At 41.2% G+C, this 15,001-nt stretch carries 14 protein-coding genes; 12 read left to right on the plus strand and 2 right to left on the minus strand.

Features of this window, described 5'->3' with window-relative positions:
• Window positions 1-186 precede the first annotated feature (186 nt).
• Complete coding sequence (locus tag ORH16_RS08680; protein WP_265458056.1) at window positions 187-567, plus strand: hypothetical protein; 381 nt, start codon at window positions 187-189, stop codon at window positions 565-567.
• 209 nt (window positions 568-776) lie between these two features.
• Complete coding sequence (locus tag ORH16_RS08685; protein WP_265458058.1) at window positions 777-1,076, plus strand: DUF2316 family protein; 300 nt, start codon at window positions 777-779, stop codon at window positions 1,074-1,076.
• 333 nt (window positions 1,077-1,409) lie between these two features.
• Here the strand turns inward: ORH16_RS08685 and aroD are convergent, their stop codons facing one another.
• Window positions 1,410-2,165, minus strand: coding sequence for a type I 3-dehydroquinate dehydratase (aroD, locus tag ORH16_RS08690; RefSeq protein WP_265458060.1), 756 nt, complete (start codon window positions 2,163-2,165; stop codon window positions 1,410-1,412).
• Window positions 2,166-2,284: 119 nt separating this feature from the next.
• Window positions 2,285-3,166 carry a shikimate dehydrogenase gene (locus tag ORH16_RS08695; RefSeq protein ID WP_265458062.1) on the minus strand — a complete coding sequence of 294 codons (882 nt, stop codon included), beginning with the start codon at window positions 3,164-3,166 and terminating at the stop codon, window positions 2,285-2,287.
• 333 nt (window positions 3,167-3,499) lie between these two features.
• Here ORH16_RS08695 and ORH16_RS08700 point away from each other — a divergent pair, with 333 nt between their 5' ends.
• The 10 genes from ORH16_RS08700 to kdpA all read left to right on the plus strand — a co-directional run bounded on the left by ORH16_RS08700 (window position 3,500) and on the right by kdpA (window position 14,994).
• On the plus strand, window positions 3,500-4,534 hold the full coding sequence (locus ORH16_RS08700; RefSeq protein WP_265458064.1) for a LacI family DNA-binding transcriptional regulator: 1,035 nt from the start codon (window positions 3,500-3,502) through the stop codon (window positions 4,532-4,534).
• A gap of 31 nt (window positions 4,535-4,565) precedes the next feature.
• Complete coding sequence (locus tag ORH16_RS08705; RefSeq protein WP_265458066.1) at window positions 4,566-5,639, plus strand: Gfo/Idh/MocA family protein; 1,074 nt, start codon at window positions 4,566-4,568, stop codon at window positions 5,637-5,639.
• Window positions 5,640-5,812: 173 nt separating this feature from the next.
• Window positions 5,813-6,781, plus strand: a complete 969-nt coding sequence (locus ORH16_RS08710; RefSeq protein WP_265458067.1) for a sugar phosphate isomerase/epimerase family protein — start codon at window positions 5,813-5,815, stop codon at window positions 6,779-6,781.
• 99 nt (window positions 6,782-6,880) lie between these two features.
• Complete coding sequence (locus ORH16_RS08715) at window positions 6,881-7,927, plus strand: Gfo/Idh/MocA family protein (protein WP_265458069.1); 1,047 nt, start codon at window positions 6,881-6,883, stop codon at window positions 7,925-7,927.
• A gap of 237 nt (window positions 7,928-8,164) precedes the next feature.
• A complete protein-coding gene (locus ORH16_RS08720; protein WP_265458071.1) occupies window positions 8,165-9,763 on the plus strand; it encodes an alpha-glucoside-specific PTS transporter subunit IIBC in 1,599 nt (532 codons plus the stop codon).
• A gap of 27 nt (window positions 9,764-9,790) precedes the next feature.
• Window positions 9,791-11,122: a 6-phospho-alpha-glucosidase gene (locus ORH16_RS08725; protein WP_265458072.1), complete on the plus strand. Its 1,332-nt coding sequence runs from the start codon at window positions 9,791-9,793 to the stop codon at window positions 11,120-11,122.
• Between the two features lie 246 nt (window positions 11,123-11,368).
• Entirely contained in the window at window positions 11,369-12,154 is a 786-nt protein-coding gene (locus ORH16_RS08730) for a MurR/RpiR family transcriptional regulator (protein WP_265458075.1), read from the plus strand.
• The gene (locus ORH16_RS08735; protein WP_265458076.1) at window positions 12,114-12,584 is read left to right on the plus strand and encodes a hypothetical protein; all 471 of its coding nucleotides are present in this window, start codon (window positions 12,114-12,116) and stop codon (window positions 12,582-12,584) included. The genes ORH16_RS08730 and ORH16_RS08735 overlap by 41 nt, the downstream gene beginning before the upstream one ends.
• Before the next feature lie 10 nt (window positions 12,585-12,594).
• A complete protein-coding gene (locus tag ORH16_RS08740) occupies window positions 12,595-13,062 on the plus strand; it encodes a PTS sugar transporter subunit IIA (protein WP_265458077.1) in 468 nt (155 codons plus the stop codon).
• 255 nt (window positions 13,063-13,317) lie between these two features.
• Window positions 13,318-14,994, plus strand: a complete 1,677-nt coding sequence (gene kdpA / locus ORH16_RS08745; protein WP_265458078.1) for a potassium-transporting ATPase subunit KdpA — start codon at window positions 13,318-13,320, stop codon at window positions 14,992-14,994.
• The last annotated feature ends 7 nt before the right edge of the window (window positions 14,995-15,001 follow it).

The raw sequence follows: 15,001 nt of genomic DNA on the forward strand, positions 1-15,001 counted from the left end.
ATGTGAATTTCCTGAACCAAATAATTATGTGCTAAAAAAGGTAATTCACAGGTTAAATATTGTGAAAAATCTTTCCATCAGCTGAGGCTTTCTTTATAATCAAAGGAAACGACTAGCAGAATCGGGGAGAACATCATCAAGCGAGAAAAACTTTTTAAACGCATTAATTTAATCATTAATTTTTTCATGACAGTAGGGGCTTTTTTTTGTAGTCTGGCCGCCTTGATTCCCGGAGCGGCAGAGAGTATGGGGCTGACGGCAGAGGCCCTTAAGAATGCACCCTTTCAAACTTTTTTAATTCCGGGATTGTTTCTGTTGCTAATTTTAAGCAGCGGTAATTTGGTGAACGGCCTGCTGTATATAAAAAAGCAGACTAGCGCAGTCTTTTTAGCGGTCTTATTGGGGGGTATTTTAATGCTGTGGATTATCATCCAATGTCTGATGCTCTGGAGCGTTACACCGCTGCATGTAATTTTTTTCATCGTCGGGGCAATTCAGTTCAGCAGTGCTTTGTATCTGTTTTTTACTTTAAAGTATAAATTGCCCTTCAGCGCCCAGCAGAATTGAAGGGTTGACTATGCAAAGGCAAATTGCCAAAGGTCATCAGTCTGGGGAAACAGCTAGAAACTATGAGAGGCTGCATTTTTAAGTCTTTCTTGAAAGCCTTCTAGACTAAAAAAATCTAAAAAATCCTCTAAACTCGGCAAATTAATTTGCTAAAAAAGCTGGCGGGGAGTAGAGTAAACTTAGGTTTGTTTAGAAAAGAAGGTTATCTTATGTCACTAAATCCATTAGAACGTCGCCGGACTAAAAAAGAATTTGTTGAAAATATCAAACTCACCGGCTTAAGTGAAAGCGAAATTGCAGCAGATTTGCAAATTTCTGTTACAACTTTACAAAGTCTCTTATTGTTAAAACCAAAAGCAATCGAAGATGTCTGGATTCTGCGGAATTATTTGCTAGAAAAAGTTCGGGCACAAGGAAAAACCCCCGTTCCCTTTACCGCATTAAAGGGGAATCCAGAGGACTATTGGTTTATCGATAGTCAAAAGGTTTTAGCCAAACAGATTAGCTGAAGGATAAAAATAAAGCCAGACAACTGGCCTAAAGAGCAACTTTCATGCAGCGAATAAAGTCGCTGAAGAGTGCTCAGAAGGTCAGCCGTCTGGTTATTTTTTTGCAAAAAAGCAAGCTGGGATATCCATTTAATTAGTATTAAACATTTAAACGAGTATCAATCTGCTTAGAATTAAACATTTAAATGAATATTAGTTTAGTTAGAACTAAATATTCAAAACTATGCATTTCAATTAGGTAGTAAGTGTGTCAATTTATAGTTTGCGCAAAAGACTTCCTAAACCACGGGAGAAATAGCACCTCAAAGGAGGAAATCTCCCTATAAATTAATGTTATTCCACTCGTAACGTTTCTAAAATACTTCTTAATTCAGCGACTGGCACTTGTCCAGGGGCTGAAGCGGTTTTGGCAGCGCCGAATGTCGCATCTGAACCAAAGACTTGACCGGAGACTCGGCTGACCATGCCTAAAGCGCCCATCGACATGGTGATTAGCGGTCGATCAGAAAAATTTCGTTTCATCTCCTCGGTGGCACTGAGTAAGACCAGTACGTCAGCGGCATTTTGCGGCATGACGGCGATTTTACAAATATCGGCGTGTTTCTCCTGCATTTTTCGCAAGCGGCTGATAATTTCATCCTTGGCCGGTGTGGCGTGAAAATCATGATTGCACATCACGATTTTAATACCGTTTGCTTGTGCGGCTGCGACAATTTCTGCCACGGGTTCTGCCGGTAAAAACAATTCCACATCCAATAAATCAATCTGCGCATCAGAAATCAATGCCTGATAAAGAGCAAAATAATCCTCCGTTGGCAGAGCCATCTCACCACCCTCTGCTTGAGTGCGAAAAGTTGCTAGTAGTGGTTTAGCGATAATTTCTTTGATTTCCTTGACTAAGGAAAGAGTCTGAGGAAAATTGCTAACATCTTGATAAAAATCTAGCCGCCATTCGACTAAATCACAATCTAATTGGGCAACGAGCTGCGCTTCTTCAATAATTTTGTTGCGGGTTTCCCCCACCAGCGGGACAATAATTTTCGGCAGCCCTGCTCCTATTTCAATATTTCCTACTTTAACAGTTTTCACATCAATCAGTCCTTTTCCTTCATTTCAGCTGCGGCAGGAAAGCCGAAACTTTGAAGAGTAGCTAGTACCATTGTAAAGATTCTTTTCAAGAGAGGCAAATCAGTCTCAAAAATTTTTTACTATTCTTCGTCAAACAGAACAGCTTTGATATAATCCACCGGCATTTCTTCGCCGGTGAATAATTTGAAGGCTTCCGCTCCTTGATAGAGCATCATCCCTAAGCCATTGATCGCTTTTTTAGCGCCATGCTCTTTGGCGAATTTTAATAATTTTGTTTCTCTCGGTGAGTAGACGACATCAAAAACTACTAAATCTGGGCGAATCATTTCCGGGTCGTTAATCAAGCTAAGATTTTCTAATGGCTTCATGCCGACGCCAGTTCCATCAATGTAGATACTGCTTTCAGCGATTGATTTTTTGAAGGCCTCCTGATCAGCAAGGTCTGTTAAGGTTGCTAAACAATCTGTGTGCTGATTAATTTTATCGACTGTTTCCTGAGCATTAGCATAAGATGGATCTTTGATATTAAAAATCCGCAGCTCTTTAACACCATCTAAGGCGGCTTGAATGGCAATTGCGGTACCCGCTCCGCCGCCGCCAGTCATCGTGATGATTTGATCTTTGACGCTGACGCCTTCTTCTTTGAGAGCACGCATTGCGCCAGTGCCATCGGTGATATGGCCGACTAAATGGCCTTTGCCATCTTGATTGACCACAGTGTTGACTGCGCCGACTAATTGCGCCGCTGGAGATAATTCATCTAACAAGGGAAGGATGGCTTGTTTATTAGGCATGGAAACATTTGAGCCGCGAATGCCTAGCGCCCGAATCCCTTTCACTGCATCGGCTAATTCTTGATTGCCGACTTCAAAGGCTAAGTAAGCATAATCTAAGCCGAGTTTGGCGAAGGCTTCATTGTGCATTTTTGGTGAAAGGCTGTGGCGAATCGGAGTGGCAATTAAACTGATTAGTAGGGTGTGCCCGGATAATCTTTCTGTCATTGTATCTGACCTCACAAATTCTATTCATTTTTATTAATAAAGTTGATTTTAAAAAATTTGAAAAAGTTTATTTTTTCACATGTTTAAGCTTCTTTCATCATAAAGGAATGCCAGCAGAAATTCCAATTTATTTTTTTGATGAAACTGATTGATTAGAGCTATTGATTATCTCCTTTTCAGCTTCAAAAAAAATTTGAAATTATTTTTTTGAAATCGTTGACATTTATTTAGTTTAACGTTAAACTTCTTTTTGTAGGAATGAGTTTAACGTTGAACTAAAATAAAAATCTTAGGAGGCTAGCTGATTAAGAAAAATTTTAGAGGAGAAGATGGATGAAGGTCACAATCAAACAAATCGCTCAAGAAGCCGGTGTCAGTGTCACAACCGTTTCCAATGTGGTGAACAATAAGGCTCATCGGGTTTCTGCTGAGAAGAGAGAAATCATTCAAGCGATTATTAAAAAATATGATTATGTTCCCAATATGAACGCCCGCTCGTTAGTCAACTCCTCTTCAAGACTAATTGGTCTGTTGTATTTTAGTCACGAGGCGGCGGGACCGGTTGATTTTTCCACCCCCTTTGCCTCAGAAGTGCTAGAAGGGGTCGAGCGGAAGGTCAAAGAGCTAGGCTATTTTACCTTGATTCATAATGTTACCAATGTTGATGAAATTTTGACCATTCAAAATAATTGGCTGTTTGAAGGTTTTATCGCCGTTAGTTTTTCTCAGGAAATGTTTGAAAAAGTGCGGGGGAAATTAAAGGAGCCGACGATTTTTGTCGATACCCATTTGGAGCCAAAGGTGTATCAAAGCTTAAAAGATTATCCAGACTGCTTTGTAATCAATACAGATGATTTTGAAATGGGTAAAAAAGCCACCCGCTATTTAATCAGTCAAGGCCATCGGCAAATTGCTTTTTTAAGTCATCACTTTGACGAAGAGCAGCCGGGGGTTATCAAAGAACGCTATCACGGGTTTAAAGCAACGATGGAACAAGAGCAGCTGCCTTTAAGAGAAGAAAACTTTTTTTACGAGGAACAAATGTCCACGCTATTGGCGCAAATTGACAATTTTACTGGTGTTGTTGTTGACGGCGATGATTTAGCGTTGCAGTTCATCCACTTTTTACGGGTGCATGGCAAAAAGGTGCCGGAGGATTTGTCGATTATCGGCTTTGATGATATTCGTTTTGCGGCATATAGCGACCCGCCGTTGACGACGATTCGTTTAAATCAAATCAATAAAGGCGAACAAGCGATGGAAATGCTTATTAAGGAAATGCAAAAGCCCCAAGAAAAAAGGAAGCAATTGGTTTCTCTGCCAGGAGAATTAGTGATTCGTGAGACTGTCGGCAAACCAAAAAAATAAAAATGAAGTATTATCAGCAGGAGGAAATGAAATGACTTTAAGAATTGGAATTATCGGTTGTGGCGGAATTGCCAATGGCAAACATATGCCGTCACTTGCGCAGGTTGCAGAAGTAGAAATGGTAGCCTTTTGTGACATTATTGAAGAGCGAGCGGTTAAAGCGAAGGCTGATTTTGGAACTGAGACAGCTGAAGTCTACACCGATTATAAAAAAATGTTAGCAGAAGCGAAACTAGATGTTGTCCATGTCTGCACACCGAACAGCAGCCATGCGCCATTAACGATTGCAGCATTAGAAGCTGACAATCATGTAATGTGTGAAAAACCGATGGCCAAAACCAGCGCTGAAGCCAAAGAAATGATTGCGGCAGCTAAACGAACCGGCAAAAAATTAACGATTGGTTATCAAAATCGTTTCCGGACAGATTCTCAATACTTGCATGAAGTGTGTTCAGATGGTGAATTAGGCGATATTTATTTCGGCAAAGCCCATGCAATTCGCCGGCGGGCAGTCCCAACTTGGGGCGTTTTCCTAGATGAAGAAGCGCAAGGGGGCGGACCATTAATTGATATCGGCACCCACGCTTTAGATTTAACTTTGTGGATGATGAATAATTACAAACCAAAATTTGTGGTCGGTAAAGCCTATCATCAATTATCGCAAACTAAAAATGCCGCAAATGCTTGGGGACCATGGGACCCAGACAAATTCACAGTAGAGGATTCCGCATTTGGTTTTATCACGATGGAAAATGGCGCGACAATCTTCTTAGAATCCAGCTGGGCTTTAAACAGCTTAGATGTCAAAGAAGCTAAAACCACTTTAGCTGGAACTAAAGGCGGCGCTGATATGAATGACGGCCTGAGCATTAACGGCGAAGACCACGGTCTTTTATACGAAAAGAAAATTGAGTTGGAAACAGGTGGCGTTGATTTTTATGATGGTGCTGGTGATGATCCTGCCTTAAAAGAAGCAGAATCTTGGGTGGCAGCCATTTTAAATGATACCGAACCCGTTGTGAAGCCAGAAGAAGCGCTAGTAGTGACAGAAATATTGGAAGCTATTTACCAATCTTCAGCAAAAGGCGAGCCCGTCTTTTTATAAAAAATAGCTGCTAGCTTACTTTGAAAAAAGTAGTAAGCGGTCAATCTAAAGAAGACAGTGAGAATAATTTTATCGACGTGGGCCGTTGACGACAGCGGCTTACGATTTTCAAAATTGATAAACTGTGTAAGGTTAAAGAAAATAGTTTAACAAATACTAGGAGGAATTTTTAGATGAAATTAGGCGTATTTACCCCATTATTTAACAACTTGAGCTTTGATGAAATGATTGATGTAGTGTCTAAAAAAGGCTTGGAAGCAGTCGAAATTGGGACTGGCGGTTCTCCCGGCAATGCCCATTTAGATATTGATAAATTATTGGCATCTAGTGATGAAAGAAAAGATTATTTGGCAAAATTAGCGGACAAAGGCTTGAGCATCTCAGCTTTGAGTGCCCATCATAATCCAATTTCACCAAATGCAGCTGTTGCTAAAGAGGCCGATGAATTATTACAAAAAACCATTAAATTGGCTAGCCTGATGAACGTTGAAGTTGTCAACGGCTTCTCTGGAGTTGCCGGCGGAAATGCTACCGATACACAAGTGAACTGGCCCGTTTTACCATGGCCAACTGAATATACTGACAGCTATGAATATCAATGGGACCAAAAACTGATTCCTTATTGGAAAAATATCAACGGCATTGCTGAAAGTGCCGGCGTGAAAATCGGGATTGAATTACACGGTGGATTTTTAGCCCACACACCTTATACAATGTTGCACCTGCGAGATGCAGCCGGCAAAGCCATCGGTTGTAATTTAGATCCAAGTCATTTGTGGTGGCAAGGAATTGATCCAGTTGCAGCGGTTAAAATTTTAGGTGCTGACAATGCGATTCATCATTTCCATGCAAAGGATACGTATTTAGATCAAGACAATATTAATATGCATGGTTTAACAGATATGCAGCCTTACAGCAATGTTAAAACGCGGGCTTGGACTTTCCGTTCTGTTGGTTGTGGTCATGACTTGAAAGTTTGGTCAGATATTATTTCAGCGTTGCGGATTTACGGCTACGATTATGTCTTAAGTATCGAACACGAAGACCCAATTATGTCGATTGATGAAGGTTTAAATCGGGCAATCACCAACTTAAGAAGTGTAATGATTAAAGATATGCCGGCTGATATGTGGTGGGCATAAGCATTAAGTAAAAAATCGTTCGAGGCTGTGCTGGAAGTCTTATTATCAGAAGGGATAGCCTCGACGTTAGTTGCAAAATTATTTTTTAGGAGGCAGCTTATGAACTTAGCAGTAATCGGCTACGGAGGCATGGGAAGCTATCATGTAAAAACTTTGATTCCTGAACAAAATCCCGGCGTCCAAGTTGTCGGTATTTATGATATTGATCCAACCCGTCAAAAAGAAGCGGAAAAAAATGGTCTGCAGGTGTTTCCTGATTTAGAGACACTGTTGGCAGATAAAAAGGTCGAGGCAGTCTTGATTGCCACGCCTAATGACAGCCATAAAGAATTGGCAATTGCCAGTTTGAAAGCAGGCAAGCAGGTTATTTGTGAAAAACCGGTGGCGATGAATGTGGCCGATCTGGATGAAATTTTAGCAGTAGCTGAAGAAACCGGTAATACGTTTATGGTCCATCAAAATCGCCGTTGGGATCCAGATTTTTTAATTATTCGGGACTTGTATCGTCAAAAACAAATTGGCGATTTATTTCAAATCGAATCGCGGGTGCAGGGTGCGAACGGAATTCCCGGCGACTGGCGCCATTTGAAACAGCATGGTGGCGGTATGATCTTAGACTGGGGCGTGCATTTGTTTGACCAAATGCTTTTTCTAGTCGACAGTCCGATTAAAGACATCGCCGTTGATTTGAGTTTTATTTTAGGGGATGAAGTCGATGATGGTTTTATCGTTTATCTGACTTTTGAAGATGGTCTGCGGAGTTTAATTGAAGTGGGAACTACGAATTATACGAAGCTACCACGTTGGTATGTGAAGGGCATTAAAGGCACCGCCAAAATTGATGACTGGGATTTATCTGGAGAAATTATTGCCAGTGCTGAGAATGCTTACGCCGCTGCACCTGCGCCGATTCAAGCCGGCGTCGGTCTAACTAAAACGATGGCTCCGCCTTCAGAGGATGCAGTGGAAGTGTTAAGTTTCCCTGAGGCTAAAGCGGAATACCCAACTTTTTATGAAAATTTTGCTGCAGTCGTCGCTGGTCAAGCGGAACCAATTGTCAAAAATGCTGAGGTTCGCCGAGTGATGCTCTTGATTGAAAAGATTTTTGAATTAGCGGAGGAAGAAGCAACGAGTTTAAATTTATAAAAGAATGTCGAGAGGCAGTCGTCTACTGAAATGCGTGGGGAGACGAAACTGCTTCTCGCTATTTTTTTGTCTAAAAATGCTGTGGGAAATTTCCCAGCACCTGACACTTTAGTTCATTCAATGGCGCTAGTTCCCAAGATCAACTGAAAGTATTGAAAGCGGATACGAGGGTTGGTATAACTAATGTACAAGCAAGAAGAATTATTTTTTGCACAGAGAAGAGGAGGAAGTTCACTTATGATGGAAAAGATCCAACGCTTTGGCGGGGCTATGTTTACACCGGTTTTACTATTTTCTTTTTCCGGGATTATGTTGGCGGTAGCAATTATTTTTAAAAATCCGTTAATTATTGGCAGCATCGCTAATGAAGGAACCACCTGGTACAACATTTGGACCATTATTGAAAATGGTGCTTGGACCGTATTTAATCAAATGGAATTATTATTTGTCATCGGCTTGCCGATTGGTCTAGCTAAAAAGGCGAATGCCCGCGCTGCGCTTGAGGCTTTTGTCGTTTATCTGACAGCTCAATATTTTATCGGCAGCATGTTAGAATTTTTCGGTGATTTTTTCGGAGTCAACTACAATCAAGAGGTTGGCGGCGAAAGCGGCTTGAAATTAATCGCCGGTATCAAAACCTTAGACACTAGTATTGTCGGCGCAATTTTAATTTCAGCGATTGTTGTTTTTCTCCACAATCGTTACTTCGATACAAAATTGCCAGATTTCTTGGGAGTTTTCCAAGGTTCATCCTTTGTTGTAATTTTAGGATTTTTCGTGATGTTACCTGTCGCTTTTCTATTCTGTCTGATTTGGCCGAAAGTTCAAATGGGTATCGGTTCAATGCAAGGATTTCTAGCAAGTGCCGGCGTCTTCGGCGTTTGGCTCTACACCTTCTTGGAACGAATACTGATTCCGACCGGGCTGCATCATTTCATTTACACACCGTTTATCTATGGCCCAGCAGTTGTTGAAGGCGGAATTGCCAGTTACTGGGTGGCACATTTAAATGAGTTCTCACAAACGACTACACCGCTAAAACAATTGTTCCCAGAAGGCGGCTTTGCTTTACACGGAAACTCAAAAATCTTCGCTTCACCGGGGATTGCGGCAGCCTTTTACTTTACTGCAAAACCTGAAAATAAGAAAAAAGTCTTGGCAATTTTAATTCCTGCAACTTTGACAGCTGTCTTAGCTGGGATTACTGAGCCGCTAGAATTTACTTTCCTATTTGTTTCACCTGCATTGTTTGCGGTTCACGCTTTCTTAGCCGCTTCAATGTCTGCAACCATGTATGCCTTCGGAGTTGTTGGCGATATGGGTAGTGGTCTAATTGACTTGCTTGCGAAAAACTGGATTCCATTATTTGCCAATCACAGCGGCATGATTTTTACGCAACTTGCTATTGGGTTAGGATTTACGCTTATTTACTTCTTGGTTTTCCGTTTCTTGATTTTGAAATTTAACTTTGCGACACCAGGACGGGAACCAGATGCAGAGGAAATTAAACTGCATACCAAAAAAGATTATAAAGCCAAACAAGCGGATGATGCTGCCGGAGCCGGAGCCTTAGCTGGTGGCAACCAATATACTGAACAGGCCGCTATCTATCTAGAAGCTTTTGGCGGTTCTGACAATATTGATAAGGTCAACAACTGTGCGACTCGTTTAAGGATTACCGTTAAAGATGAAAATCTGGTAGGAGCTGACGATGAATTTCGAGCAGGCGGAGCCCACGGGGTTGTCCGCAAAGGCAACGCCTTCCAAGTTATTGTTGGCTTAGATGTTCCACAGGTCAGAGAACAATTTGAACAATTATTACAAGTTAACGACTAAAAAAGGAAACAAGAGAGGGAGAACAAAATGAAGAAATTTTCAATCGTTATCGCTGGCGGCGGCAGTACATTTACACCGGGGATTGTCTTGATGCTTTTAGACAATCTGGAGCGTTTTCCAATTCGCCAAATTAAATTCTATGACAACTTAGAGGAACGGCAGCAGCAAATTGCCGATGCCTGTGAAATTATTATTCGGGAACGGGCACCAGAAATTAACTTTGTTGCTACGACTGATCCTCAGACTGCCTTTGAAGATGTCGATTTTCTGATGGCTCATATTCGCGTTGGCTTGTATGCGATGAGGGAACAAGATGAAAAAATTCCTTTGAAATACGGCGTTGTCGGCCAAGAAACCTGCGGACCTGGCGGGATTGCCTATGGGATGCGTTCAATCGGCGGCGTTTTAGAATTAGTCGATTACATGGAAAAATATTCGCCAGATGCTTGGATGTTAAATTATTCCAACCCAGCAGCAATTGTGGCTGAGGCGACCCGTAAATTACGACCAAATTCAAAAATTATCAATATCTGCGACATGCCAGTAGGGATTGAAGAGCGGATGGCAAAATCCGTTGGTCTAAATTCCCGCAAAGAAATGGTTGTTCGCTATTATGGCTTGAATCATTTTGGCTGGTGGACTGATATTCGTGACCTTGAAGGCAATGATTTAATGCCGAAAATTAAAGAACATGTTAACAAATACGGCTATTCCTTACAAGATGAAATTGAAGAATCGCAGCATACTGATGCTAGCTGGATGCATACGTTTGCCAAAGCGAAAGATGTTTATGCAGTTGATCCAGAGACGTTGCCAAATACTTATTTGAAATATTATTTATACCCACAAGACGAAGTAGCTCATGCCAATCCAGAATATACGCGGGCTAATGAGGTGATGGCGGGAAGAGAAAAACATGTTTTCGGTGAATGTAATCGCATTGCTGAAGCTGGCACAGCAGCTGGCATGACGTTAGAAGTTGATGAACACGCTAGCTACATTGTCGATTTAGCCAGAGCAATTGCGTATAACACCCACGAAAGAATGCTGTTGATTGTGCCAAACGAAGGGGCAATCGTCAACTTTGATGAAACGGCCATGGTGGAGGTACCGTGTATCGTTGGTGCTAATGGTCCTGAGCCATTAACTCAAGGGAAAATTCCACAATTCCAAAAAGGCTTGATGGAACAACAAGTTTCTGTAGAAAAATTAGTCGTGCAGGCTTGGGAAGAAGGCTCTTATCAAAAATTATGGCAAGCCTTAACACTTTCTAGAATTGTTCCGAATGCGCGGGTTGCTAGAGATATTTTAGATGACTTATTAGAAGCCAATCAAGAATTTTGGCCAACGCTAAAATAAAGAGTCAATCTTTAAACAAGTGAAATTAAAATAAACTGAATTACGCTAAAGGAGGCTGGGGATTTTTAGGCAGCTAAATCCCCTAAATTTAGCCTTAAAAGCTCCAGTCTAACTTTTAGCAATTTCAATTTGTCGCAACGCTTGAGAAAACTTCTTGATTTTTCACCAACATAAAAAAGTTTCCATTCATATTTTTTCTTATTTCTTCTATAATAAATAAAAGAGAATGAAGAAAAGAGGCCGATTATGAATTTGGAAACGATTGCGCGCCAGCATCAAAAGGATTTAGGTGAGTTGGACCAAGAAATTTTGGCATATATCATTGACAATCAGGCGTTAGTAACTAAAATGAGCATCATCGAATTAGGCGAGGCTGTCCATACGTCAAAATCAACAATTTTACGTTTGACGAAAAAGATTGGCTTTACCGGATTTTCTGAGTTTAAGTATTTTATTAAGCAAAATCAGCAGGAGGATACCACCGCTGATAGGGTAGATATTTTTGACGCCCAGCAACAGGATATCCAGCGGACGATTGCTTATTTAGATAATGTCGATTTCAGTCGCATCTTACAGGAGATGCATCGTTCAGAAACGATTTACTGCTATGGCACTGGCTATTCTCAACGGAAAATTGTCGATGAATTTTCCAAGATGATGATGGCGGTTGAAAAGCGGGTGATTTGTCTGCCCAACAGCACCGAATTTGATATGGCAATGCCGATGATTAAAAAAACTGATATGGTGATTTTTGTTTCATTAAGCGGTGAAACGGAAGAGGTCAAAGAAAATTTGATTTCTCTGAAGATGCGGGGCATCACCACGATGGCCTTCACAGCTTTTGGCGACAACTTCTTTAGTAAAAATGCTGACTATGCCCTGTTTTATTACATAACGCCGATTGCAGTCGGCAAAAAATCCTATGTCACCAGCTTGGTGAGTCTCAGCTGTGGCATGGATTATCTTTTTAGAAAGTTTGGTGAATATCTTTATGATCTTAACGAAAGCGATGAACTGGCTGACACCGAATAGAATTAAACATGTTGTAATTGGGTATTGGCTATTGCTGCCGGTGTTATTTTACAGTTTTGTGCTACTGTTTGCTTTTAATAGTCAAAGCAGTTTTACAACACTGATTGCCGAAGTACCTTCTTTGACGCTGACCTTTCTTTTGACGTGTCTGATGTTACTACTGGCTTTTCTAATGTATACTTTATCCAAGGATCAAAATAATCAGCAGTTGTTAAAGCGTTTTGTGATTTTTGCTTTGGTTCAGCAGGTGGCAACGGCTAATTTAATTGGTGCTGCTTTGGTCTTCGCATATTTCAAATCCATGAAACACCAACCGATTGCAGCAGGTGTTGCCACAACGAAAACACAGTTTGAAAGCTATTTGCTGATGGGCCTAATTGGTTTATTATCCATTTTAGTTGTCGCTTTGACCTTAATCACGAATTTCTAGGAGGAAAAATATGTTTGGTTTTAAGAAGAAAAAGAAAAAAGAAGTTTTTGTGCCGGTCGACGGCGAATTAATTTTATTAGAAAAAGTCGCTGACCCCGTATTTGCCCAAGGGATGATGGGGGCCGGCTATGCTGTTGAACCGGCCAATGGGGAAGTTTATTCACCGGTTGTCGGCAAAGTTGCTTCCATCTTTCCAACAAAACATGCGGTTGGTTTAGTCATGGAGGATGGCACCGAAGTTTTAGTCCATCTGGGAATCGATACGGTAGAATTAGATGGCGCCGGCTTTACAAGTTATGTCAACGCAGGCGACAAGGTGGATCAAGACACCAAATTAATCTCAATGGACCTAGCAACCTTAAAAAGCAATGACAAGCCAGCCACAGTGATGGTTCTCTTCCCCGGGAAAATGGGCGAGACCTTTACCATCAACGAAGGCCCAGTCAAAAAAGGTGAAGTGGTTTTGGAATTGGAATAATAAGAAATATTGAACTCCAGCTCGTTTTTCAACGGGCTGGAGTTTTTTTGTGTTGTCTCACCTAGGCCCCCCCATTCCAAAATCCCCATATAAAGATAGCATAAAGAAATATCTAAACTTTAACACTATCTTTATACCCCTTTAGGTAAGCTAAACATGTAAAGGAGACGTGACGTTTATGAATCTGGTTTTGGGGCTTTTAAGTCTGTTAATCATGGTTTACTTATTTTGGTATTTATTTAAGGGGGATCAACAATGATTGGCAATTTATTGCAGGGAAGTGTGTTCTTCCTCGTATTAATTGGATTGGCAATACCATTAGGTTGGTATATAAAGGAAATTTTACAAGGGAACATTCCTAAATATATGCGGTTTTTACAACCGGTTGAGAGATTCTTTTATCGAATTATCGGGCCGGCTAGTCGACACACGATGAAGGCTAAACAATATTTGGTTTCAATATTGATGGTCTCATTATTTTCACTACTGGCTTTATTGCTAATTTTAATGACACAAGGCTGGCTGCCCCTCAATGGCAATGGCGCAGAAAATCTAAGCTTTCCGCTAGCTGTTAATATTGCCGTCAGCTTTATTACTAATACAAACTGGCAGGCTTATGCCGGTGAAGAAATGCTTTCAAATTTCTCGCAAATTTTTGGTTTAACCGTGCAAAACTTTTTATCTGCGGCTATTGGGATTGCCGTCTTATCCGTTTTAATCCGCGGTTTAATCCAGCGACAGCAAAAATTTATTGGAAATTTTTGGCAGGATATTGTGCGCAGTTTAGTTTATCTATTGCTGCCACTGGCGACAATTGTGGCGATTTTATTAATGTCCCAAGGAGTTGTCCAGACCTTCAGCAGTGGCTTTAATTATGAAGGACTAAATGGTGAAAGTTTATGGTTGGCCTTAGGAACAGTCGCTAGCCAAGTAGCCATCAAACAATTAGGCACAAATGGCGGTGGTTTCTATGGTGCCAATTCGGCCTATCCCTTTGAAAATCCGAATCTGCTGACAAATTTTATTGAAAATATCAGCATTCTCTTAATTCCAATGGCGCTGATTTTTGCCTTTGGTTTTTGGGTTAAAGAATGGCAGCAGGGACGAACCATTTTCATTGTTTCTTTAAGCTTTATCTTGTTGGCGGTGGTTGGTGTATTAATCAGTGAAACTTATGGTCCACAATTTGCAGATGTTTTAGGGCAAGCAAATTTAGAAGGCAAAGAAATGCGTTTTGGTGTCGGCTGGTCTAGCATTTGGGCAGTCAGTACGACCGCGGCTGCCAACGGTTCGGTCAATGCCATGATGGATAGTTTTACTCCTTTTGGCGGCTTGATTCCAATGTTTTTGATGCAGCTGGGAGAAATTATTTTCGGCGGTGCCGGCAGCGGCCTTTACGGAATGCTCGCCTTCATTTTATTGGCCGTTTTCGTGGCGGGGCTATTAGTGGGCCGCACGCCAGAATATTTAGGCAAGAAAATTGAAGTTTTTGATATGAAGATGGCTAGTCTGGTGATTTTAACACCATTGTTGCTAACGCTCTTTGGCGGCATGCTCTTAGTCTTACATCCAGATATTTTTTCTTGGTTGAAAAATTCAGGGCCCCATGCCTTTACTGAAGTGCTATACAATGCAACTTCCTTAGCAAATAACAACGGGAGTGCCTTTAGCGGCATGACAGCGGACACGACTTTTTTAAATCTTCTAGGTAGCGGCATGATGCTATTGTCCCGTTTTATGCCAATGGCGGCGATTCTTTTTCTAGGACAAAACTTGAGCCAGAAAAAAATTGCAGCCGTCAGCGAAGGGACCTTATCGACCACAAACGCAACCTTTGTCGTCATGCTAATGATTGTGATTGTCGTCATCGGTGCTTTGAGCTTTTTACCGGCAATGGCCTTAGGACCGATTGCAGAATTTTTTACAAACTAGTTGAATA

This window comes from Enterococcus sp. HY326 (genome assembly GCF_026157065.1).
Classification (GTDB): domain Bacteria; phylum Bacillota; class Bacilli; order Lactobacillales; family Enterococcaceae; genus HY326.

What these genes read in the sequence shown, in the direction of transcription:
- ORH16_RS08695 (WP_265458062.1), bottom strand. Translation starts at nt 3,166, where the DNA reads ATGACAGAAAGATTATCCGGGCACACCCTACTAATCAGTTTAATTGCC.
- ORH16_RS08730 (WP_265458075.1), top strand. Translation starts at nt 11,369, where the DNA reads ATGAATTTGGAAACGATTGCGCGCCAGCATCAAAAGGATTTAGGTGAG.
- kdpA (WP_265458078.1), top strand. Translation starts at nt 13,318, where the DNA reads ATGATTGGCAATTTATTGCAGGGAAGTGTGTTCTTCCTCGTATTAATT.
- ORH16_RS08700 (WP_265458064.1), top strand. Translation starts at nt 3,500, where the DNA reads ATGAAGGTCACAATCAAACAAATCGCTCAAGAAGCCGGTGTCAGTGTC.
- ORH16_RS08725 (WP_265458072.1), top strand. Translation starts at nt 9,791, where the DNA reads ATGAAGAAATTTTCAATCGTTATCGCTGGCGGCGGCAGTACATTTACA.
- ORH16_RS08680 (WP_265458056.1), top strand. Translation starts at nt 187, where the DNA reads ATGACAGTAGGGGCTTTTTTTTGTAGTCTGGCCGCCTTGATTCCCGGA.
- ORH16_RS08705 (WP_265458066.1), top strand. Translation starts at nt 4,566, where the DNA reads ATGACTTTAAGAATTGGAATTATCGGTTGTGGCGGAATTGCCAATGGC.
- ORH16_RS08735 (WP_265458076.1), top strand. Translation starts at nt 12,114, where the DNA reads ATGATCTTAACGAAAGCGATGAACTGGCTGACACCGAATAGAATTAAA.
- ORH16_RS08685 (WP_265458058.1), top strand. Translation starts at nt 777, where the DNA reads ATGTCACTAAATCCATTAGAACGTCGCCGGACTAAAAAAGAATTTGTT.
- ORH16_RS08720 (WP_265458071.1), top strand. Translation starts at nt 8,165, where the DNA reads ATGATGGAAAAGATCCAACGCTTTGGCGGGGCTATGTTTACACCGGTT.
- ORH16_RS08715 (WP_265458069.1), top strand. Translation starts at nt 6,881, where the DNA reads ATGAACTTAGCAGTAATCGGCTACGGAGGCATGGGAAGCTATCATGTA.
- ORH16_RS08710 (WP_265458067.1), top strand. Translation starts at nt 5,813, where the DNA reads ATGAAATTAGGCGTATTTACCCCATTATTTAACAACTTGAGCTTTGAT.
- ORH16_RS08740 (WP_265458077.1), top strand. Translation starts at nt 12,595, where the DNA reads ATGTTTGGTTTTAAGAAGAAAAAGAAAAAAGAAGTTTTTGTGCCGGTC.